Annotated in this window: 14 protein-coding genes and 3 rRNA genes; 14 read left to right on the forward strand and 3 right to left on the reverse strand. The window is 67.0% G+C overall.

Translation table 11 applies throughout. From position 1 onward, the window contains the following. Positions 1–68: 68 nt before the first annotated feature. Entirely contained in the window at positions 69–2,435 is a 2,367-nt protein-coding gene (locus ACSHXN_RS33515; protein WP_356296954.1) for a glycoside hydrolase family 31 protein, read from the reverse strand. Between the two features lie 213 nt (positions 2,436–2,648). Here ACSHXN_RS33515 and ACSHXN_RS33520 point away from each other — a divergent pair, with 213 nt between their 5' ends. After that, positions 2,649–4,616 (forward strand): acetoacetate--CoA ligase, encoded by a 1,968-nt coding sequence (locus tag ACSHXN_RS33520; protein WP_438304780.1) that lies wholly within the window; start codon positions 2,649–2,651, stop codon positions 4,614–4,616. Positions 4,617–4,736: 120 nt separating this feature from the next. Next, positions 4,737–5,636 (forward strand): hypothetical protein, encoded by a 900-nt coding sequence (locus ACSHXN_RS33525; protein WP_438306516.1) that lies wholly within the window; start codon positions 4,737–4,739, stop codon positions 5,634–5,636. A gap of 131 nt (positions 5,637–5,767) precedes the next feature. Here ACSHXN_RS33525 and ptsP read toward each other — a convergent pair whose 3' ends face one another. Then, positions 5,768–7,438, reverse strand: coding sequence for a phosphoenolpyruvate--protein phosphotransferase (gene ptsP / locus ACSHXN_RS33530; protein WP_355140323.1), 1,671 nt, complete (start codon positions 7,436–7,438; stop codon positions 5,768–5,770). Positions 7,439–7,534: 96 nt separating this feature from the next. Continuing rightward, on the reverse strand, positions 7,535–7,984 hold the full coding sequence (locus tag ACSHXN_RS33535; protein ID WP_355140322.1) for a PTS sugar transporter subunit IIA: 450 nt from the start codon (positions 7,982–7,984) through the stop codon (positions 7,535–7,537). Between the two features lie 556 nt (positions 7,985–8,540). Between ACSHXN_RS33535 and ACSHXN_RS33540 the strand changes: the two genes are divergently transcribed. From ACSHXN_RS33540 to ACSHXN_RS33595, 12 genes are all read left to right on the forward strand, one after another. After that, a 16S ribosomal RNA gene (locus ACSHXN_RS33540) occupies positions 8,541–10,064 on the forward strand. A gap of 301 nt (positions 10,065–10,365) precedes the next feature. Next, positions 10,366–13,468: ribosomal RNA gene (locus ACSHXN_RS33545) — 23S ribosomal RNA — on the forward strand. 89 nt (positions 13,469–13,557) lie between these two features. Further along, positions 13,558–13,674 (forward strand): 5S ribosomal RNA (gene rrf, locus ACSHXN_RS33550). The 16S, 23S and 5S rRNA genes sit together here, the layout of an rRNA operon. Before the next feature lie 170 nt (positions 13,675–13,844). Then, a complete protein-coding gene (locus ACSHXN_RS33555) occupies positions 13,845–14,453 on the forward strand; it encodes a CDP-alcohol phosphatidyltransferase family protein (protein ID WP_059126589.1) in 609 nt (202 codons plus the stop codon). A 113-nt stretch (positions 14,454–14,566) separates the two neighbouring features. Next, positions 14,567–17,062 (forward strand): mannose-1-phosphate guanyltransferase, encoded by a 2,496-nt coding sequence (locus ACSHXN_RS33560; protein WP_355132989.1) that lies wholly within the window; start codon positions 14,567–14,569, stop codon positions 17,060–17,062. 170 nt (positions 17,063–17,232) lie between these two features. After that, positions 17,233–18,069, forward strand: coding sequence for a DUF881 domain-containing protein (locus tag ACSHXN_RS33565; protein ID WP_438304784.1), 837 nt, complete (start codon positions 17,233–17,235; stop codon positions 18,067–18,069). After that, positions 18,066–18,398, forward strand: a complete 333-nt coding sequence (locus tag ACSHXN_RS33570) for a small basic family protein (protein ID WP_059126592.1) — start codon at positions 18,066–18,068, stop codon at positions 18,396–18,398. The genes ACSHXN_RS33565 and ACSHXN_RS33570 overlap by 4 nt, the downstream gene beginning before the upstream one ends. A 5-nt stretch (positions 18,399–18,403) precedes the next feature. After that, positions 18,404–19,270 carry a DUF881 domain-containing protein gene (locus ACSHXN_RS33575; RefSeq protein ID WP_438304786.1) on the forward strand — a complete coding sequence of 289 codons (867 nt, stop codon included), beginning with the start codon at positions 18,404–18,406 and terminating at the stop codon, positions 19,268–19,270. 148 nt (positions 19,271–19,418) lie between these two features. Beyond that, complete coding sequence (locus tag ACSHXN_RS33580) at positions 19,419–20,204, forward strand: FHA domain-containing protein (protein ID WP_438306517.1); 786 nt, start codon at positions 19,419–19,421, stop codon at positions 20,202–20,204. A gap of 18 nt (positions 20,205–20,222) precedes the next feature. Next, entirely contained in the window at positions 20,223–20,978 is a 756-nt protein-coding gene (gene ftsR, locus ACSHXN_RS33585; protein WP_355132982.1) for a transcriptional regulator FtsR, read from the forward strand. Between the two features lie 84 nt (positions 20,979–21,062). Then, entirely contained in the window at positions 21,063–21,536 is a 474-nt protein-coding gene (locus ACSHXN_RS33590) for a bifunctional nuclease family protein (protein ID WP_004002801.1), read from the forward strand. Between the two features lie 492 nt (positions 21,537–22,028). Continuing rightward, complete coding sequence (locus ACSHXN_RS33595) at positions 22,029–22,664, forward strand: MerR family transcriptional regulator (RefSeq protein ID WP_355132980.1); 636 nt, start codon at positions 22,029–22,031, stop codon at positions 22,662–22,664. The last annotated feature ends 26 nt before the right edge of the window (positions 22,665–22,690 follow it).

Here is a 22,690-nt window from a genome sequence, read left to right on the forward strand (position 1 = left end):
TGAGCGTCCCGCCCCGACCCCGGCGGAAGTGAGGGTGCGCGGGGCAGACATGTGCGCCCTCGCCGGGGTCACGCGTGGCCGAGCCCCCGCAGTCGCACCGGACGCGCCGGTTCCGCGCCGTCGCCGTCCCCGTCGCGCCGTATCACCAGCTTGCGGCCCTTCCACCGCGTCACATACCGCTCGATCTCGGGTTCCGCCCAACCGTCGCCCGCGTCCGGCACCACCAGTCCGCCCCCGGACCGGCCGCGTGCCGGCGCCCACACCTCCAGCGCGAGACCGCCGTCCTCGCCCTGCACGGGCAGCACGGCGCCCGCGCGCGCGAACACCGGAATGCGCCCCAGCGGGGCGTCCACCTCCACGTGCGCCGGCCCCCGGTACACCACCTCGGTCGTCGTGTCGTACCAGCGTCCCCGCGGCAGCAACACGGTCCGGCGGCGCACCCCCGACTCCAGCACAGGCGCCACCAGGAGGCTCTCGCCGAGCAGGAACGCGTCCTCGCAGTCCCTCAGTTGCCGGATCTCCGGATTGCTCCACCACAGCGGACGTACATAGGGCGCACCCGTACGGCGCGCCAGATGCGCCAGCGTGACGAAGTAGGGCAGCAGACGGCGCCGTTCGGCGAGCGCCACGCGCGCGTGTTCCAGGACTTCGTCGCCGAACTCCCACGGCTCACGGCGTCCGGCCCGCAGGCTCGCGTGCGTCCGGAACAGCGGCAGGTACGAGGCGAGCTGGAACCAGCGCAGGTACAGCTCCGGCGACGGACTCCCGTCGAAACCGCCCACATCCGGCCCGGAGTACGGGACCCCACACAGCCCGAGGCCCATCACCAGGGACAACGAGGCGCGCAGACCGGGCCAGCCCGTGGCCACGTCCCCCGACCACGTTCCCCCGTAGCGCTGCATTCCCGCCCACCCCGAGCGCGAGAAGAGGAAAGGCCTCTCCTCGGGGACGAGTGCGCGCAACCCCTCGAACGCGGCGCGGGCCATGCCCAACGCGTACACGTTGTGGCCCTCCCGGTGGTCACCGCCGCGTCCCTCCAGCGAGTGCCGGGCGGAGCGGGGCAGGGTGTTCTCCCCGAAGGCGGTGAAGGACACCGGTTCGTTCATGTCGTGCCAGAACCCCGAGAAGCCCTGTCCGAGACGTTCCTCGTACAGGCCGCCCCACCACCGGCGCACGCGCGGGTCGGTGAAATCCGGATAGACGCTGTCCCCCGCCCATACGACGCCTTCGACGAGCCGGCCCGACGCGTCCCGTACGAAGGCGTCCTCGGCACTCCCGCCGTCGTACACGGCGTTGCCCGGCTCGGCCTTGACCGCGGGGTCGACGATCGACACCAGACGGATCCCGTCCCGGCGCAACTCCTCGGCGAGGGACGGCAGTTTGGGGAAGCGGTCCCGGTCCGCCGTGAACACCCGGTGGCCGTCGTAGTGGTCGATGTCGAGATGCACGGCGTCGAGCGCAAGGCCGTGTTCCTGGTAGCCCGCGACGATCCGCCGCACCTCCTGCTCGCTGCCGAAGCCCCACCGTGCGTGATGGTGGCCCAGCGCCCATGCCGGCGGCAGAGCGGGCGCCCCGGTCAGCGACGCCCAGACGCGCAGCACGCGCGCGGGAGTGCCCACGATCACCCAGCAGCGCAGCGGCCCGCCGTCCATCCGCACCTCGCAGACGCCCGCCCGGTCGTGCCCGGAGCCCGCGCCCTCCCGGCCCTCGCGCAACGTCACCGTGCCGTCCCACGACGTGTCGTGGAACACCAGATGCGTGGCCGCGTCGGCCACCACCATCTGCACCGGCATCGTGATGTACAGCGGATCGTCGCCGGGCGCGAACGGCTGCCCGGGATCCGTGTTCCACAGCCGGTACGTCCCGTCACGCAACCGGGGCCCCGCGGCCCGGCCGCCGAGCCCGAAGAACCGGGCGTCCGACGGCACTTCGGACCGCTGCATCCAGCGGGCCGCGCCCCCGCCCACCGGCTCCCACCAGCGCGGAGGCAGATCACGGCGCAGGATCACCCCGCCGGGGGTCCGCACCTCGACCGCCCCGTGCCGCGACACCACGACCGTGACGCGCTCCGCCACGACCCGCCAGCCACCGTCCTTGTCCGGTTCCAGCGCGGCCCGGGGATCCGGTCGGGGGCAGCGGCCCGCGAGGGCGTACGACGGCTCCGGGCCGGCCCCGTCCCATCCCCAGAAGACCGCACCGGTCACCGCGACCGTGATCCGCAGTTCGGCCCGGGCGAACCGCACGACACCGCCGCCCGGCTCCGGCACCGCCTCCCGCACCGGCCCGGGCACCCGCGCCCGCTCCGCACCCCGCTGCGGCAACCCGATGGCGTCGGTACGCCTCCTGCGCCACGCGGCCCGCACCGTGCGCAGGCCCTGCGCCGCGCCCCCCGAACCGACCACCTTCACCGAACGCACCAGGTCACGACCGTCCATGCTGCTCACCCTGCCATTGACGTCCCCGTACACGGGTGCCGTTCAACTGCCGTTCACCCGTGCCGGGAGCACAGCTTCACGATGCCAACTATGTGTGGCGCACCCTGGTGCAGAAGTCGATCACATGGCATCGTCCGTGTCAGCCGCGTATCGCGCACACCCCAGCCCGTGCGCGGACCACGCACACGACGCGCACAGTCCGGGAGCCGCCCCATGACCCCAGCGAACCCCACCCCGCTCTGGCAGCCCGACGCCGATCGTATCGCCCGGGCGCAGATCACCAGGTTCCAGGCCTGGGCGGCCGAGCGGCACGGAGCACCCGCCGAGGGCGGCTACGCGGCCCTTCACCGCTGGTCAGTGGACGAGCTGGACACCTTCTGGAAAGCCGTCACGGAGTGGTTCGACGTCCGGTTCTCCACGCCGTACACACGGGTGCTGGGCGACCGGTCCATGCCGGGTGCCCAATGGTTCCCCGGGGCGACCCTCAACTACGCCGAACACGCCCTGCGCGCCTCGGCCGCGCGCCCCGACGAGCCCGCACTGCTGGCCGTCGACGAGACACACGAACCCCGCCCGGTCACCTGGGCCGAACTGCGCCGGCAGGTCGGTTCCCTGGCCGCCGAACTGCGCGCGCTCGGCGTACGCCCCGGCGACCGTGTCAGCGCCTACGTCCCCAACATCCCGCAGGCCGTCGTCGCCCTCCTCGCCACGGCCGCGGTCGGCGGCGTGTGGACCTCCTGCGCCCCCGACTTCGGGGCCCGCAGCGTCCTGGACCGCTTTCAACAGGTCGAGCCCGTCGTGCTGTTCACGGTCGACGGCTATCGCTACGGCGGCAAGGAGCACGACCGCCGGGAGATCGTCGCCGAGCTGCGCCGGGAACTGCCGACCCTGCGGGCCGTCGTCCACATCCCGCTCCTCGGCACGGACACCCCCGAAGGCAGCCTGAAATGGTCGGACCTGACCTCCGCGGACACCGAGCCGGTGTTCGAGCAGGTCCCGTTCGACCACCCGCTGTGGGTGCTGTACTCCTCGGGCACGACCGGTCTGCCCAAGGCCATCGTCCAGTCCCAGGGCGGCATCCTGATCGAGCACCTCAAGCAGATCGGGCTGCACTGCGACCTCGGCCCGGAGGACCGCTTCTTCTGGTACACGTCCACCGGCTGGATGATGTGGAACTTCCTCGTCTCCGGCCTCCTGACGGGCACCACGATCGTGCTCTACGACGGCAGCCCCGGCCATCCCGACACCGGTGCCCAATGGCGCATCGCCGAACGCACCGGGGCCACCCTCTTCGGCACGTCCGCCGCGTACGTCATGGCCTGCCGCAAGGCGGGGGTACGCCCCGGGCGCGACCACGACCTCACCCGTGTCCGGTGCGTGGCCACCACCGGATCGCCCCTGCCGCCGGACGGATTCAGCTGGCTGCACGACGAGGTGCGCGACGACCTGTGGATCGCCTCCGTCAGCGGCGGCACGGACGTGTGCTCCTGTTTCGCCGGGGCCGTCCCGACCCTTCCCGTGTACATCGGCGAACTCCAGGCACCCTGCCTCGGCACCGACCTGCAGTCCTGGGACCCCAGCGGCAGGCCGGTCGTCGGCGAGGTCGGTGAACTGGTCGTCACCAACCCGATGCCGTCCATGCCGATCCGCTTCTGGAACGACCCCGACGGCAGCCGCTACCACGACAGCTACTTCGACATGTATCCCGGAGTGTGGCGGCACGGCGACTGGATCACCGTCACCTCCCGCGGCTCCGTGGTCATCCACGGCCGTTCGGACTCCACACTGAACCGGCAGGGCGTCCGCATGGGCTCGGCCGACATCTACGAAGCCGTGGAGCGCCTTCCGGAGATCAAGGAGTCCCTCGTCATCGGCATCGAACAGCCCGACGGCGGCTACTGGATGCCCCTCTTCGTCCACCTGGCGCCCGGAGCCGCCCTGGACGAAGACCTCGTGCACCGCATCAAGCAGACCATCCGGGAACAGCTCTCCCCGCGCCACCTCCCCGACGAGATCATCGAGGTCCCGGGCATCCCGCACACGCTCACCGGCAAACGCATCGAGGTCCCCGTCAAGCGCCTCCTCCAAGGCACCCCCCTGGAGAAGGCCGTCAACCCGGGCTCCATCGACGATCTGGATCTCCTGCACTTCTACGAGGATCTGGCCCGCAAGCGCGCCTGACCCGCTCCCCGCGTACACGGACCGCACGCCCCGCGACGGCCGCACGGCCACGCGGGGCGTCGCTGTCAGTGGTCGCGATTACTGTGAGTGATGATCGACCGACTGTACGCAGGGGGAAGAATGCCGCACACCGACCGGACCATGCACAGCGTCCTGCGCCGCGAAATCGCCGGCACCATCGGCCTGTTGACCGACGACCACGACTTCACCGCGATGCGGCGCTACCGCACCTTCACATTCGAGGACCACACGACCTACCTCGAGCAGGTGGAAGCCCTGCTCAGGAGGCTCGCCGCCCAGGGCGGCCACACCAGGGTCGCCCTCTTCGACCCCGAGGAGTACGCGGAGTTCTGCGCCGGCATCGGCCTGGAACCGGACGCCGCGGCCAGTCGCACGCGCTTCACGGCGGAACTGGCCGCGACGGGACCGACCGTCCCGTACGAGGGGCAGCCCCTTGCCGAACTGCTCCCGGACCTGGTCGACGAGGCGGTACGGCAGGCCACCTGGCAGTACGCGACCACCGTCCTCGCCGACCTCGGCATCTGCGCCTCCTGCGGAGAGGACATCGGACGCGCCACCTTCGCCCACGCCGCCCGGCTCCTCACCCGCATCCTCGACACCGCGAGCCCCGGCCACCGCCATCTCGTCCTCAGCGTCTCGGCACCGGCCGAGACACTCATCGCCGTGCTCAACGCCGGCGAAAGCCCCGACGGCACGTCCCGTGTGGAGGAGACGGAAGCCCTCGAATTCACCTCCGTGCTGGCCCTGGGCATCGCCACCCACTGCGTCGGCGGCCTCGTCCTGCGTACGTCCGCACCCGACAGGGCGGACCGCGTCCACGGCTGGCGCCTGCGCGCAGGACGCCTGGAGCCGCTCACCGCCGCAGAGGTCTTCGACGCCTACTGCACCGACGTCGACTCCGGCGACCCCGTCCCACCCGAATCCGGCGTCGACTACTGCTCCCCGCCCGACCTCGGGGAGGACGGGCCGGCGCCCGGTCACACCCACGGACGGCCCTGACCGCCGGGGACGAACGAGCGGGATCGCCGGCGCGAGGAACCGATCGGCACGGACGGGCCTGAACGAGCGGGGGCGTCCCACCCGCAGATGGGACGCCCCCGTCGTACGACGTCGTGGTGCCGCCGCCCGGATCACTCCCCGGACAGCACCGCCTGGGCCGCTGTGCGCGCCTCGTCCGCGGTGTCGGTGGCACGCGCGGCCGCGGCGGCGCGCTCGCACTGCGCCAGCGTGTACTTCGCCAAAGTCGCCCGGACGTACGGGATCGAGGCCGCACCCATGGAGAGGGAGGTGACACCCAGCCCCGTCAGCACACAGGCGAGGAGCGGGTCCGACGCGGCCTCGCCGCAGACACCGCAGCTCTTGCCCTCGGCCTTCGCCGCGTCGGCGGACAGCGCGACCAGGTCGAGCAGCGCGGGCTGCCACGGATCCTGCAGACGCGACACCGCACCCACCTGGCGGTCCGCAGCGAACGTGTACTGCGCGAGGTCGTTCGTGCCCAGCGACAGGAACTCGACCTCCTGCAGGATCGACCGGGCCCGCAGCGCCGCCGAGGGGATCTCCACCATGGCACCGAACTTCGCGTGCAGCCCGGCATCGCGGCACGCGTCCGCGAACGCCTTGGCGTCGGAGCGGTCGGCGACCATCGGCGCCATGACCTCGAGGTGGACGGGCAGACCCTCCGCGGCCTTCGCGAGCGCGGTGAGCTGGGTGCGGAGCACCTCCGGGTGGTCGAGCAGGGTGCGCAGGCCGCGCACGCCCAGCGCCGGGTTCGGCTCGTCCGACGGGGTCAGGAAGTCGAGCGGCTTGTCCGCACCGGCGTCCAGCACCCGCACGACGACACGGCCCTCGGGGAACGCCTCGAGCACCTGGCGGTAGGCCGCGACCTGCTTCTCCTCGGACGGGGCGCTCTTGCTGTCGTCCAGGAAGAGGAACTCGGTGCGGAACAGACCGACACCTTCGGCCCCCGCCTCGACAGCGGCCGGCACATCAGCGGGCCCACCGACGTTCGCCAGCAGCGGCACCTGGTGACCGTCCGCCGTGGCGCCCGGTCCGGTCGAGGCGGCGAGGGCGGCCTTGCGCTCGGCGGCCGCGGCCTCGAGCTGGGACTTCTTCTCGTGGCTCGGGTTCACGAAGATCTCGCCCGAACTGCCGTCGACGGCGATCACGGTGCCCTCGGAAAGCTCACCCGCACCCGGCAGCGCCACGACGGCGGGAACACCGAGCGCCCGCGCCAGAATCGCGCTGTGGCTGGTCGGACCGCCCTCCTCGGTGACGAATCCGAGCACCAGAGCCGGGTCCAGCAGTGCCGTGTCGGCAGGGGCGAGGTCGCGCGCCACCAGGACGTACGGCTCGTCGCTGTCGGGCACGCCCGGCATCGGGACGCCGAGGAGACGCGCGACGATGCGGTTCCGCACGTCGTCGAGGTCGGCCACGCGACCGGCCAGGTACTCCCCGGCGTTCGCCAGCAGCTCGCGGTACGCGGCGAACGCGTCGTAGACGGCGCGCTCGGCCGTGCTGCCGACGGCGACACGACGCTCCACGTCCGCCATCAGCTCCGGGTCCTGGGCCATCAGGGCCTGGGCCTCCAGCACCGCCTGGGCCTCGCCACCGGCCAGATTGCCGCGCGCGATCAGGTCGGCTGCCACGGCGTCCACGGCCTGGCGTGCGCGCCCCTGTTCGCGCTCCGCGTCCTCCGCCGGGATCTGCTTGGCCGGGGGTTCGAGCACCGCCGTCCCCATGTGCCGGACCTCGCCGATCGCCACGCCGTGGCTCACACCGACGCCTCGCAGCGTTGTCTCCATCTCACCCGTCTCCGAGTCATGCGGCGGGTACGGCCACCGCGAAGGTTGTCTGTACTGCCGTCCGGTACGGCAGCGCCGTTCACTACGGCGCGGGCGTCACTGCCAGGTGAAGAGCTGGTCGCCCGGCTTCAGATCGCCGTCCTCGCGCAGAGAGGAGAGGGAGTCCGCCGTCGCCTCGAGGGCCACCACCGGGCACACCGGGGACTTGCCGGCCTCCTCGACGGCGGCGGGGTTCCAGCGGACGACCGACTGACCACGCGTCACGGTGTCGCCCTTGTTCACGAGGAGCTCGAAGCCCTCGCCGTTGAGCTGCACCGTGTCGATACCCAGGTGGGTCAGCACACCGTGACCCTCCCCGTCGACCACGACGAACGCGTGCGGATGAAGGGAGACGATGACCCCGTCGACGGGGGAGACGGCATCCATGGGCTCGCGCACGGGATCGATGGCCGTGCCGGGACCGACCATCGCTCCGGAGAAGACGGGGTCGGGTACTGCGGCAAGTCCGATGGCGCGTCCTGCCAGCGGGGACGTCACGGTGGTCATGGGAAGCCTCCCAGGGGTGGAGATCCAAAATGGGCCGTCGCTACCTGTCCCGGACGGCGCACTGGGCAGCAGCGTATGTCATATGAAGTGCCGGTTCCGCATGAGACGTAGGGGTTGAGCGCCCTAGGCACGCAGCCCAAACGATTTGCGCCCGCTCCAGGGCCGTGTGTAGAGTCGTACCCCTGCCTAGGGGCGGACGACGCGGCCAAGCGTCGTTGCCCGGCAGCACCCAAACTTGTCAGATCCTATCTCGGGGTCTCGTTCTGCATGTCTGCGGGGCGGTGGTCAGAGAGACGGAAAATGACTGATAGAGTTTGAAACACCGAAGGGAAGCGCCCGGAGGAAAGCCCGAGAGGGTGAGTACGAAGGAAGCGTCCGTTCCTTGAGAACTCAACAGCGTGCCAAAAGTCAACGCCAGATATGTTGATACCCCGTCTCCAGCGTCTGCTGGGGCGAGGTTCCTTTGAAATAACACAGCGAGGACGCTGTGGACCGGGGGGATTATTCCTCCTCCTGGTCCCGCTCTCGTGGTGTTCGACCGGATATCCGGTAAACATTCACGGAGAGTTTGATCCTGGCTCAGGACGAACGCTGGCGGCGTGCTTAACACATGCAAGTCGAACGATGAAGCCCTTCGGGGTGGATTAGTGGCGAACGGGTGAGTAACACGTGGGCAATCTGCCCTGCACTCTGGGACAAGCCCTGGAAACGGGGTCTAATACCGGATACGAGCCTCCCGGGCATCTGGGAGGTTGGAAAGCTCCGGCGGTGCAGGATGAGCCCGCGGCCTATCAGCTTGTTGGTGAGGTAACGGCTCACCAAGGCGACGACGGGTAGTCGGCCTGAGAGGGCGACCGGCCACACTGGGACTGAGACACGGCCCAGACTCCTACGGGAGGCAGCAGTGGGGAATATTGCACAATGGGCGCAAGCCTGATGCAGCGACGCCGCGTGAGGGATGACGGCCTTCGGGTTGTAAACCTCTTTCAGCAGGGAAGAAGCGAGAGTGACGGTACCTGCAGAAGAAGCGCCGGCTAACTACGTGCCAGCAGCCGCGGTAATACGTAGGGCGCAAGCGTTGTCCGGAATTATTGGGCGTAAAGAGCTCGTAGGCGGCTTGTCGCGTCGATTGTGAAAGCCCGGGGCTTAACTCCGGGTCTGCAGTCGATACGGGCAGGCTAGAGTGTGGTAGGGGAGATCGGAATTCCTGGTGTAGCGGTGAAATGCGCAGATATCAGGAGGAACACCGGTGGCGAAGGCGGATCTCTGGGCCATTACTGACGCTGAGGAGCGAAAGCGTGGGGAGCGAACAGGATTAGATACCCTGGTAGTCCACGCCGTAAACGGTGGGCACTAGGTGTTGGCGACATTCCACGTCGTCGGTGCCGCAGCTAACGCATTAAGTGCCCCGCCTGGGGAGTACGGCCGCAAGGCTAAAACTCAAAGGAATTGACGGGGGCCCGCACAAGCGGCGGAGCATGTGGCTTAATTCGACGCAACGCGAAGAACCTTACCAAGGCTTGACATACACCGGAAACATCCAGAGATGGGTGCCCCCTTGTGGTCGGTGTACAGGTGGTGCATGGCTGTCGTCAGCTCGTGTCGTGAGATGTTGGGTTAAGTCCCGCAACGAGCGCAACCCTTGTCCCGTGTTGCCAGCAGGCCCTTGTGGTGCTGGGGACTCACGGGAGACCGCCGGGGTCAACTCGGAGGAAGGTGGGGACGACGTCAAGTCATCATGCCCCTTATGTCTTGGGCTGCACACGTGCTACAATGGCCGGTACAATGAGCTGCGATACCGTGAGGTGGAGCGAATCTCAAAAAGCCGGTCTCAGTTCGGATTGGGGTCTGCAACTCGACCCCATGAAGTCGGAGTCGCTAGTAATCGCAGATCAGCATTGCTGCGGTGAATACGTTCCCGGGCCTTGTACACACCGCCCGTCACGTCACGAAAGTCGGTAACACCCGAAGCCGGTGGCCCAACCCCTCGGGGAGGGAGCTGTCGAAGGTGGGACTGGCGATTGGGACGAAGTCGTAACAAGGTAGCCGTACCGGAAGGTGCGGCTGGATCACCTCCTTTCTAAGGAGCATCTAGCTGCCGCAAGGCAGCCAGAGCCACTACGTCGGCGAATGATCGACGGTGGTCAGCTCATGGGTGGAACGTTGACTATTCGGCACACTTCGGATGGATGAGGGCGTTAGTACTGCTTCGGCGTGGAACGCGGATCTTGTCGGCGAGTGTGTCGGGCACGCTGTTGGGTGTCTGAGGGTGCGAGCGTTGCTCGTCCTTCGGCGCCGACCCCGGTAAAAGTCTGCTTCGGTGGGCTGTGACGGGTGGTTGGTCGTTGTTTGAGAACTGCACAGTGGACGCGAGCATCTGTGGCCAAGTTTTTAAGGGCGCACGGTGGATGCCTTGGCACCAGGAACCGATGAAGGACGTGGGAGGCCGCGATAGTCCCCGGGGAGTCGTCAACCAGGCTTTGATCCGGGGGTTTCCGAATGGGGAAACCCGGCAGTCGTCATGGGCTGTCACCCGCTGCTGAACTCATAGGCAGTGTGGAGGGAACGAGGGGAAGTGAAACATCTCAGTACCCTCAGGAAGAGAAAACAACCGTGATTCCGGGAGTAGTGGCGAGCGAAACCGGATGAGGCCAAACCGTATACGTGTGAGACCCGGCAGGGGTTGCGTATGCGGGGTTGTGGGTTCTTTCTTCTGCGGTCTGCCGGCCGTGGGACGAGTCAGAAACCGTTGATGTAGACGAAGGACATGCGAAAGGTCCGGCGTAGAGGGTAAGACCCCCGTAGTCGAAACGTCAGCGGCTCGTTTGGAAGATACCCAAGTAGCACGGGGCCCGAGAAATCCCGTGTGAATCTGGCGGGACCACCCGCTAAGCCTAAATATTCCCTGGTGACCGATAGCGGATAGTACCGTGAGGGAATGGTGAAAAGTACCCCGGGAGGGGAGTGAAATAGTACCTGAAACCGTGTGCCTACAAGCCGTGGGAGCACTTTGGTGTGACTGCGTGCCTTTTGAAGAATGAGCCTGCGAGTTTGCGGTGTGTTGCGAGGTTAACCCGTGTGGGGTAGCCGTAGCGAAAGCGAGTCCGAATAGGGCGTATGAGTAGCACGCTCAAGACCCGAAGCGGAGTGATCTAGCCATGGGCAGGTTGAAGCGGAGGTAAGACTTCGTGGAGGACCGAACCCACCAGGGTTGAAAACCTGGGGGATGACCTGTGGTTAGGGGTGAAAGGCCAATCAAACTCCGTGATAGCTGGTTCTCCCCGAAATGCATTTAGGTGCAGCGTCGTGTGTTTCTTGCCGGAGGTAGAGCACTGGATAGGCGATGGGCCCTACCGGGTTACTGACCTTAGCCAAACTCCGAATGCCGGTAAGTGAGAGCGCGGCAGTGAGACTGTGGGGGATAAGCTCCATGGTCGAGAGGGAAACAGCCCAGAGCATCGACTAAGGCCCCTAAGCGTACGCTAAGTGGGAAAGGATGTGGAGTCGCACAGACAACCAGGAGGTTGGCTTAGAAGCAGCCACCCTTGAAAGAGTGCGTAATAGCTCACTGGTCTAGTGATTCCGCGCCGACAATGTAGCGGGGCTCAAGCGTACCGCCGAAGTCGTGTCATTGCAGCATATAGCCCTAACGGGTGTTGTGATGGGTAGGGGAGCGTCGTCTGCCGGGTGAAGCAGCACCGGAAGGTAGTTGTGGACGGTTGACGAGTGAGAATGCAGGCATGAGTAGCGATTCACACGTGGGAAACGTGTGCGCCGATTGACTAAGGGTTCCTGGGTCAAGCTGATCTGCCCAGGGTAAGTCGGGACCTAAGGCGAGGCCGACAGGCGTAGTCGATGGATAACCGGTTGATATTCCGGTACCCGCTGTGAAGCGTCAAACATCGAGCCCATTAATGCTAAGGCCGTGAAGCCGCCCCGGAGCCTTCGGGCAAAGGGGAGTGGTGGAGCCGCCGGCCCAAGGTGGTAGTAGGTGAGTGATGGGGTGACGCAGGAAGGTAGTCCATCCCGGGCGGTGGTTGTCCCGGGGTAAGGGTGTAGGCCGTGCGATAGGTAAATCCGTCGTATGTGTGGCTGAGACCTGATGCCGAGCCGATTGTGGTGAAGTGGATGATCCTATGCTGTCGAGAAAAGCCTCTAGCGAGTTTCATGGCGGCCCGTACCCTAAACCGACTCAGGTGGTCTGGTAGAGAATACCGAGGCGTTCGGGTGAACTATGGTTAAGGAACTCGGCAAAATGCCCCCGTAACTTCGGGAGAAGGGGGGCCACGCTTGGTGAGAGCACTTGCTGCTCGAGCTGGGGGTGGCCGCAGAGACCAGCGAGAAGCGACTGTTTACTAAAAACACAGGTCCGTGCGAAGCCGTAAGGCGATGTATACGGACTGACGCCTGCCCGGTGCTGGAACGTTAAGGGGACCGGTTAGCTCACTTTCGGGTGGGCGAAGCTGAGAACTTAAGCGCCAGTAAACGGCGGTGGTAACTATAACCATCCTAAGGTAGCGAAATTCCTTGTCGGGTAAGTTCCGACCTGCACGAATGGCGTAACGACTTCTCGACTGTCTCAACCATAGGCCCGGTGAAATTGCACTACGAGTAAAGATGCTCGTTTCGCGCAGCAGGACGGAAAGACCCCGGGACCTTTACTACAGTTTGATATTGGTGTTCGGTTCGGCTTGTGTAGGATAGCTGGGAGACTTTGAAGCAGCCACGCCAGTGGTTGTGGAGTCGTCGTTGAAATACCAGTCTGGTCGTGCTGGATGTCTAACCCGGGTCCGTGATCCGGATCGGGGACAGTGTCTGATGGGTAGTTTAACTGGGGCGGTTGCCTCCTAAAGGGTAACGGAGGCGCCCAAAGGTTCCCTCAGCCTGGTTGGCAATCAGGTGTTGAGTGTAAGTGCACAAGGGAGCTTGACTGTGAGACCGACGGGTCGAGCAGGGACGAAAGTCGGGACTAGTGATCCGGCGGTGGCTTGTGGAAGCGCCGTCGCTCAACGGATAAAAGGTACCCCGGGGATAACAGGCTGATCTTCCCCAAGAGTCCATATCGACGGGATGGTTTGGCACCTCGATGTCGGCTCGTCGCATCCTGGGGCTGGAGTCGGTCCCAAGGGTTGGGCTGTTCGCCCATTAAAGCGGTACGCGAGCTGGGTTTAGAACGTCGTGAGACAGTTCGGTCCCTATCCGCTGTGCGCGTAGGAGTCTTGAGAAGGGCTGTCCCTAGTACGAGAGGACCGGGACGGACGAACCTCTGGTGTGCCAGTTGTTCTGCCAAGGGCATGGCTGGTTGGCTACGTTCGGGAGGGATAACCGCTGAAAGCATCTAAGCGGGAAGCCTGCTTCGAGATGAGGACTCCCACCCACTTGATGGGGTAAGGCTCCCAGTAGACGACTGGGTTGATAGGCCGGATCTGGAAGCACGGTAACGTGTGGAGGTGACCGGTACTAATAGGCCGAGGGCTTGTCCATAGAGGCTCGCGTCCACTGTGTTGGTTCTGAAACCACGAACAGCCCCGCCCGGATTTTTTCGGGTGGTGTGGCGTTCTGTTTCATAGTGTTTCGGTGGTCATAGCGTGAGGGAAACGCCCGGTTACATTCCGAACCCGGAAGCTAAGCCTTTCAGCGCCGATGGTACTGCAGGGGGGACCCTGTGGGAGAGTAGGACACCGCCGAACAAATTGTGAGGGAAACCCCGTACCGTTGGTACGGGGTTTTCCGCATTTCCGGACCGATTTCCAGGTCCACAGCGGTTTCCTCGGTTTCCCACCCCCTCCTCACCGTCGTGCGAACCCTGCGGGTAAGGTCAGGGGGCATCGTTGGCTCGTTTCCCGCAGGAGGCCCCCGGGTGGAGGTCCAGGAGACCCGTGTTCAGACGGACCGGGTCCTCACCATCCCGAACATCCTCAGCATGGCGCGTCTCGTCGGCGTGCCCATCTTCCTGTGGCTGATCCTCAGGCCGGAGTTCGGCGGGCCGAAGAGCGACGGCTGGGCGCTGCTCGTTCTCGTGCTGAGCGGCGTCAGCGACTATCTCGACGGCAAACTGGCCCGCCGCTGGAACCAGATCAGCAGCCTCGGCCGGCTGCTCGATCCCGCGGCCGACCGGCTCTACATCGCGTCCACTCTCGTGGGCCTCACCTGGCGCGAGATTCTGCCCCTGTGGTTGACCGCCGTCCTTGTCGCCCGCGAGCTGGTCCTGCTCGTGATGGTCGGCGTCCTCAGACGCCACGGCTATCCGCCGCCCCAGGTGAACTTCCTCGGGAAGGCAGCCACGTTCAACCTCATGTACGCGTTCCCACTTCTGCTTCTCAGTGACGGAAGCGGATGGATCGCGTCACTCGCTGCCATTTTCGGATGGGCGTTCGCAGGGTGGGGTACAACCCTGTACTGGTGGGCAGGAGTCCTCTACGTGGTCCAGGTCCGCCGCCTTGTCAGGGCGGACGCCATGGTCGATTGAGCCCGCCGTTTGGCAGCTGTAGCGGCTCGATGGCCCGCGCGCGGAAACTGCGGGACAATCTAGACGGGTGAAGTCGGCTGGACCGTCGTCTCTTAGAGGAGGACGCTTCCGACATGAAGGCCGTCGTGATGGCCGGAGGCGAAGGCACGCGCCTTCGTCCGATGACCTCGAGCATGCCCAAGCCGCTCCTGCCGGTGGTGAACCGGCCGATTATGGAGCATGTGCTGCGGCTGCTCAAAAGGCATGGGCTCAACGAGACCGTCGTCACCGTGCAGTTCTTGGCCTCTTTGGTCAAGAACTACTTCGGAGACGGTGAAGAGCTCGGCATGGAGCTCACCTATGCCAATGAGGAGAAGCCACTCGGTACCGCCGGGAGCGTCAAGAACGCAGAGGAAGCACTGAAGGACGACACGTTCCTCGTCATCTCCGGTGATGCCCTGACCGACTTCGACCTCACGGATCTGATCAATTTCCACAAGGAAAAGGGCGCGCTGGTCACCGTCTGTCTGACTCGCGTCCCCAATCCGCTGGAATTCGGCATCACCATCGTCGACGACGAAGGAAAGGTCGAGCGCTTCCTTGAGAAGCCGACCTGGGGTCAGGTCTTCTCGGACACCGTGAACACCGGGATCTATGTGATGGAGCCCGAGGTCTTCGGCTACGTCGAGCCCGATGTTCCGGTCGACTGGTCCGGCGACGTCTTCCCGCAGTTGATGAAGGAAGGCAAGCCGATCTACGGCTATGTCGCCGAGGGGTACTGGGAGGACGTCGGTACCCACGAGAGCTATGTGAAGGCCCAGGCCGATGTCCTGGAGGGCAAGGTCGACGTCGAGATCGACGGCTTCGAGCTCTCCCCGGGCGTATGGGTCGCCGAAGGCGCGGAGGTGCATCCGGAGGCCGTCCTGCGCGGACCGCTCTACATCGGTGACTACGCCAAGGTCGAGGCCGGCTCGGAAATCCGCGAGCACACCGTCGTCGGGTCCAACGTCGTCGTGAAGAGCGGAGCCTTTCTGCACAAGGCCGTTGTCCACGACAACGTGTACATCGGCCAGCACAGCAATCTGCGGGGCTGCGTGGTCGGGAAGAACACCGACATCATGCGGGCGGCCCGGATCGAGGACGGCGCCGTCATCGGCGACGAATGCCTCATCGGCGAGGAATCGATCGTCCAGGGCAATGTGCGGGTCTACCCGTTCAAGACCATCGAGGCGGGGGCCTTCGTCAACACCTCGGTCATCTGGGAGTCCCGAGGGCAGGCGCATCTCTTCGGCGCCCGCGGTGTGTCCGGGATCCTGAACGTCGAGATCACCCCGGAACTGGCCGTGCGACTCGCCGGTGCGTACGCCACCACGCTCAAGAAGGGGTCCACCGTCACCACCGCCCGGGACCACTCCCGGGGTGCGCGGGCGCTGAAGCGTGCGGTGATCTCGGCGCTCCAGGCGAGCGCCATCGACGTACGGGACCTGGAGAACGTCCCGTTGCCCGTGGCGCGGCAGCAGACCGCGCGCGGCAGCGCCGGCGGCATCATGATCCGGACCTCCCCCGGTGTGCCGGACTCCGTCGACATCATGTTCTTCGACGGACAGGGCGCGGATCTGTCGCAGGGCGGGCAGCGGAAGCTCGACCGTGTGTTCGCGCGGCAGGAGTACCGGCGTGCCTTCCCCGGGGAGATCGGCGACCTGTACTTCCCGTCGAGCGTCTTCGACTCGTACACCGGATCGCTGCTGCGCAGCGTGGACACGTCGGGGATAGCCGAGTCGGGACTCAAGGTCGTCGTGGACGCCTCGAACGGCAGCGCGGGACTGGTTCTGCCGAGCCTGCTCGGCAAGCTCGGTGTGGACTCGCTGACGATCAATCCCGGTCTTGACGAGTCCCGTCCCACGGAGAGCGCCGACACCCGCCGTTCGGGGCTCGTGCGGCTCGGCGAGATCGTCGCTTCGTCGCGCGCCGCTTTCGGCGTGCGGTTCGACCCGGTCGGCGAGCGGTTGTCGCTCGTCGACGAGAAGGGTCGGATCGTCGAGGACGACCGTGCGCTGCTGGTGATGCTCGACCTGGTGGCCGCGGAGCGGCGCAGCGGGAAGGTGGCGCTGCCGGTGACGACGACCCGGATCGCCGAGCAGGTGGCGGCGTATCACGGGACACAGGTCGAATGGACCACCACGTCACCCGACGACCTCACGCGCGTCGGCGGCGAGGAGTCGACCATCTTCGGCGGCGACGGGCGCGGTGGCTTCATCGTGCCGGAGTTCAGCAGCGTCTTCGACGGCACGGCGGCGTTCGTGCGGCTGATCGGGCTGGTGGCGAGGACACAGCTCACCCTCAGCCAGATCGACGCGCGGATTCCGCGGGCGCACGTCCTCAAGCGCGATCTCGCGACGCCCTGGGCCGTCAAGGGCCTGGTCATGCGTCGTGTCGTGGAGGAGGCCGGAGAGCGGTTCGTGGACACGACCGACGGCGTGCGGGTCGTGGAGACCGACGGGCGGTGGGTGCTGGTGCTGCCCGACCCCGCCGAGGCCGTCACCCACCTGTGGGCCGAGGGCCCCGACGACGCCTCCGCGCAGGCCCTGCTCGACGAGTGGGCGGCGGTCGTGGACAGCGCCGGCCGATAAAGGAAGACGCGACACGCCGGCGTGCCGGACATGTACCCCCGAGGGGGTGTGTCCGGCACGCGGGCGGGGCCATTCGGAGTATGCGCTCACGACATGCGACTATGTGCCCCATGCCGCAGCCGCCCCCCGTTCGGAGCACACCAGGGCGCTCCCCGCGTCCGGACGCTTCCATGTCGTTGCTCACCAACGTCATGGATCACAGCCTCGACGACGGATACGCCGAGGCTGCCGCCCGGAAGCAGACCGAGGGTGAGGGCGGCCTGCCGAGGACGGTGCGGGCCAAGCTCGGGCTCGCGGCCGGTTTGGTGCTTGCCGGCCTCGTGGTGACCGTGGGCGCCGCGCAGGCGCGGGTGGCCGCCCCGACGGTCGCGAAGGAGCGCCAGGAGCTCATCGACCGCATCCAGAGCGAGACCGCGGCCGCCGACAAGCTCGAGGGCACGGTGGACACGTTGCGCGACGACGTCAGCGCACGGCAGCGGTCGGCCCTGGAGAGGGACGGCGGTTCGGACGCGGCCGATCTTGTCGGGGTCCTGTCGGGCGCGGTCGCCGTGCACGGTCCCGGCGTGAAGCTCGTGGTGAACGACGCCAAGGAAGCCACCTCGGGTGGCAACGGCGATCCCCGGGAGACCTCCGACTTCTCCGACACCGGCCGGGTCCGGGACCGCGATATGCAGCGGGTCGTCAACGGTCTGTGGGAGTCGGGCGCCGAAGCGATCTCCATCAACGGGCAGCGGCTGACGGCGCTCTCGGCGGTCCGGGCCGCGGGCGACGCGATACTGGTCGACAACAGGCCGCTGGTGCCGCCGTACACGGTGCTCGCGGTGGGGGACGGCGACCGGCTCAGTACCAGGTTCCAGAACAGCGCCGACGGGTTGTATCTGCACGCGCTGCAGGAGAACTACGGGATCAGGACCGGCATTTCGGTCGAGGGCGACGTCCGGCTGCCTGCCGCTACGAGTGTGATCGTACGTACAGCACAGCCGACCACAGAGAAGGGCACATCGTGATCGCCGTACTGGGTCTCGTCGTCGGAGTCGTGGTCGGGCTGTTGGTCCGACCCGAGATTCCGGCGGTCGTCGAGCCGTACCTGCCGATCGCCGTCGTGGCGGCACTCGACGCCGTGTTCGGTGGTCTGCGGGCCATGCTCGACGGGATCTTCGACGACAAGGTCTTCGTGGTGTCGTTCCTGTCGAACGTGGTGGTGGCGGCGCTGATCGTGTTCCTCGGCGACAAGTTGGGCGTCGGGGCCCAGCTGTCCACGGGTGTCGTGGTCGTCCTCGGCATCCGCATCTTCTCCAACGCCGCGGCGATCCGTCGCCATGTGTTCCGGGCGTGAGGGCGATGAACAACGAGGAAGAGACTCCCGGGACGCCGCGCGGCCCCGAGCACCGGTTGCGCAAGGAACTGCCCCAGGAGAGGCCGGCGGCCGCCGACACGCCCGGGGTGGTGGAGGAGACCGAGGAGCCGAAGGAACCCGAGTCGGCGCTCACCGGCCGTCAGCGCCTTGCCCAGGGTCTGTGGCCGCCGCGTGTTTCGCGGGCCCAACTCATCGTCGCGCTCCTGCTGTTCGGCCTCGGCTTCGGTCTGGCAGTCCAGGTCGCCTCCAACAGCGACAGCGGCAGCGCCCTGCGCGGCGCGCGCCAGGAGGATCTCGTACGCATCCTGGATGAACTCGACGACCGTACGCAGCGTCTTCAGGACGAGAAGCAGGGACTTGAGGACCAGCGGTCCGAGCTGGAGAACAGCTCGGACCGGGCCGAGGAGGCTCGCAAGCAGACCGCCGAGAAGGAGAAACAACTCGGCATCCTCGCGGGCACGGTGTCGGCACAGGGCCCCGGCATCACGATGACCATCCAGGACACGAAGGGAACGGTCCAGGCGGACATGCTGCTCGACGCGATCCAGGAACTGCGCGCGGCCGGCGCGGAGGCGATCCAGGTGAACGGGGTGAGGGTCGTCGCAAGCACCTACCTGTCGGACTCCGGGAAGGGCGTGAGCGTCGACGGGAACAAGATCAGCCAGCCCTATCGTTTCCAGGTCATCGGCAAGCCCCAGGACCTCGAGCCCGCGCTCAACATCCCCGGAGGCGTGGTGCAGACACTGGAGAAGGAGCAGGCCACAGTCACCGTGGAGCGTTCCACGAAGATCATCGTGGATGCCTTGCGGGCGGCCGAGCAGCCTGACTACGCTCGATCGTCCTCCCAGTGAACCGGCGGTGCATGGAGGCGGTCGGGCAAGGGCATGAGGTTGCGGGGGGTCGGCGCACCGAATGGGGGGTGCGTGGTGGAAACTGTCTGGTGGATACGGACGTTGTGAGGATGTCCGGGTCGGTCGGTATATGTAATCAGGGTTCGTCCTGCCCCACGGGCGGGTCTGTTTCGGTCAAGGGGAATCGCCCGTGAAGTTGTTTGCGAAGTTGTTCGGCAAGAGTGCGCGAGAGGGCGGCGAGAACGCGACTGCCCGTCATCGTGCCCAGCCGGGAGAAGCAGAGGGGCACCGCCCCCTGTTCCGTGACCAGGTCGCTGGTCCGGGTGGTGGCATTTCGGGAGGTCAGGGCGCGGCGTCTGTTGACCCCGGTGCGTCCGGCCGCATAGGTTTCGGGGACATGTCGGCCCTCGTGTGTACAAGGTGCGGTCACCGCAACGCGGACAACAGCCGCTTCTGCTCCAACTGCGGTGCTCCGCTGCGAGCGGGCGCGATCCCGGAGCGTGCGTCGGAGACGACCTCCACGATCTCGATCTCGGGTCTGGAGGCCTACGACGCGGAGGCCACCGGTCAGACGTCGGTGCCGACGCTGTCCCCGGAGGCGCAGGCGGCCGTCGACGCGCTGCCGGCCGGTTCGGCGCTGCTGGTCGTGCGCCGCGGTCCCAACTCGGGCAGCCGCTTCCTGCTGGACAGTGATCTGACCACGGCGGGGCGTCACCCCCAGAGCGACATCTTCCTGGATGATGTGACTGTCTCGCGCCGGCACGTGGAGTTCCGGCGCAGCCCGGACGGGTCGTTCACGGTGGCCGACGTCGGCAGCCTGAACGGTACGTACGTCAACCGCGAGCGCATCGACCAGGTCGCGCTCACCAACGGCGACGAGGTGCAGATCGGCAAGTACAGGCTGGTCTTCTACGCGAGTCCGCGGGGCATCTGACCCGCCAGGGAAGGGTCCATGCTTCACACACCGAGCGGCGGTGCCGACAACGGCACCGCCGCCACGGGCAACGGGCCGATGAGCATCGGCGCCGTGCTGAACGTGCTGCGCGAGGAATTCCCCGAAGTCACCATCTCCAAGATCCGCTTCCTGGAGTCCGAGGGGCTCATCGAGCCGCAGCGCACCGCTTCGGGGTATCGCAAGTTCAGCAGGCGCGACGTCGAGCGCCTCGGTCATGTGCTGAGGATGCAGCGGGACCACTATCTGCCGCTCAAGGTCATTCGTGAGCACCTGGACGCCCTGGAGCGGGGCGAGGAAGTCCGCCTCCCGTCCTTGGGCCGTCCCCGTGACCTGGGCGAGGGGGAGCCGCTGGGGGACCTCCTGGGCGAGACCGACACCCCCTCGGTCGCCCGGATCGCGCGTGACGAGCTGCTGACCGCCACCGGGATCAGCGTGGAGCAGCTCGAGGAGTGGGAGTCGTACGGCCTTGTCGTACCGCTTCCGGAAGGTGTGTACGACGCGGAGACCATCACGGTGGCCACTCTCGTGGCGGAACTCGGCCGCCATGGGATCGAGCCGCGACACCTGCGGGTGATGAAGGCGGCGGCCGACCGCGAGGCGGGGCTCGTGGACCAGGTGGTGGCACCGCTGCGACTCCACCGCAACCCCCAGACCAGGGCGCATGCCGAGGCGCGCACCAAGGAGCTGGCCGGGCTGGCGGTGAAGCTGCACGCCGCTCTGATCCAGTCCGCGCTGGGTGTGCGGCTGCCCTGAGCCGGGCTGTTCGCCGGCGGCGGATCGATGGGCCGATCCGTGCCCGACTACCCAAATATCCCGGGCACGGCCTAGGGTTGCTGTGTGAACGAGCTCGATGTCGTAGGTGTCCGGGTCGAGATGCCCTCCAACCAGCCGATCGTGCTCCTGCGCGAAGTGGGAGGCGATCGCTACCTCCCCATCTGGATCGGCCCCGGGGAGGCGACGGCGATCGCGTTCGCCCAGCAGGGCATGGCCCCGGCTCGGCCGCTGACCCACGACCTGTTCAAGGACGTGCTGGAGGCCGTCGGCCAGGAGCTCACGGAAGTGCGCATCACGGATCTGCGTGAGGGCGTCTTCTATGCGGAGCTGGTCTTCGCCAGCGGTGTCGAGGTGAGCGCGCGCCCCTCCGACGCCATAGCGCTGGCGCTGCGCACCGGCACGCCGATCTACGGCAGTGACGGAGTGCTCGACGACGCGGGCATCGCGATCCCGGACGAGCAGGAGGACGAGGTCGAGAAGTTCCGCGAGTTCCTCGACCAGATCTCCCCCGAGGACTTCGGCACGAGCAGCCAGTGACGGTTTCCCCTCGGTGACGGGCCGAGGGTGTGTGCCGGTCGGGATTCGTGTGACGTGAGTCGCCTGATGCGACTCCGGGGATCTTTGTGCTCCGTGTGGTGCCGGAGGCAGCCCGTGACGGTCGCGCTCCGTCGGGAGTTCTGAGCGGAACCGCCGCCGAGAGCCCCGGCACGACGGTGCCGTGGGGTCACGGTCACCGGAGCGGATGGGCGCGGTCGCCGGTCGCGACGGCCGACGAGGATCCGGCGTTCCCAAGATCGTCGAATGGGTGTGGCGGGGAGGAGCACGCGGGCGCGCACTGAAGCACATGCCGGGGGCTCGTGCCATATCTCGGAGGCCGCCGACGAAGCATTCGGCTAGCCTTTCCCCGCGGAAGGGCGCGGGAAACCACTCCTGGGGTGATTATCACTCGGCGTGCCGAGTGTGGCGATCGTTGACGTGCCCTTGGTGACTGCCTACCGTCGAGAAGGCAGGTCAAGGACGGAGGTCGGCGTGAGAATCAGCGGCGGCGGTACGGCTGGGGGTGCCCCCGGACGGAGTCTGGGGGAGAGTGGCCCGCACCCGCTTCACGGCAGCGCGACCGGCTCCGCCCCTCAGCGGCCGACGGCCGCGCCGGGCGACGAAGGGGCGGCTTCCGAGCAGATGGGCTATCGGGGTCCGACGGCGTGCGCCGCCGCGGGCATCACCTACCGCCAACTGGACTACTGGGCCAGGACGGGGCTCGTCGAACCGAGCGTGCGACCCGCTTACGGATCGGGGACGCAGCGGCTCTACAGCTTCCGGGACGTGGTCGTCCTGAAGATCGTCAAGCGCTTCCTGGACACCGGCGTCTCCCTGCAGAACATCCGCACCACCGTGCAGCACCTCAGGGAGCGCGGTTTCCGTGACCTGGAGCGGATGACGCTGATGAGCGACGGCGCGACGGTCTACGAGTGCACGTCGCCGGACGAGGTCCACGCACTGCTCCAGGGCGGCCAGGGCATCTTCGGAATCGCCGTCGGCGTGGTGTGGCGGGACGTGGAGAACGCGCTCTCCCAGTTGCACGGCGAGCACATCGACACGGGCGAGACCATCGTCGGCCACCACCCCGGGGACGAACTGGCACGGCGGCGCAACCGGGCCGGCTGAGCGGCCCCGGGACCCGGGCGAAGTGT

It is taken from the genome of Streptomyces sp. HUAS TT11 (assembly GCF_051553595.1).
Lineage (GTDB): Bacteria > Actinomycetota > Actinomycetes > Streptomycetales > Streptomycetaceae > Streptomyces.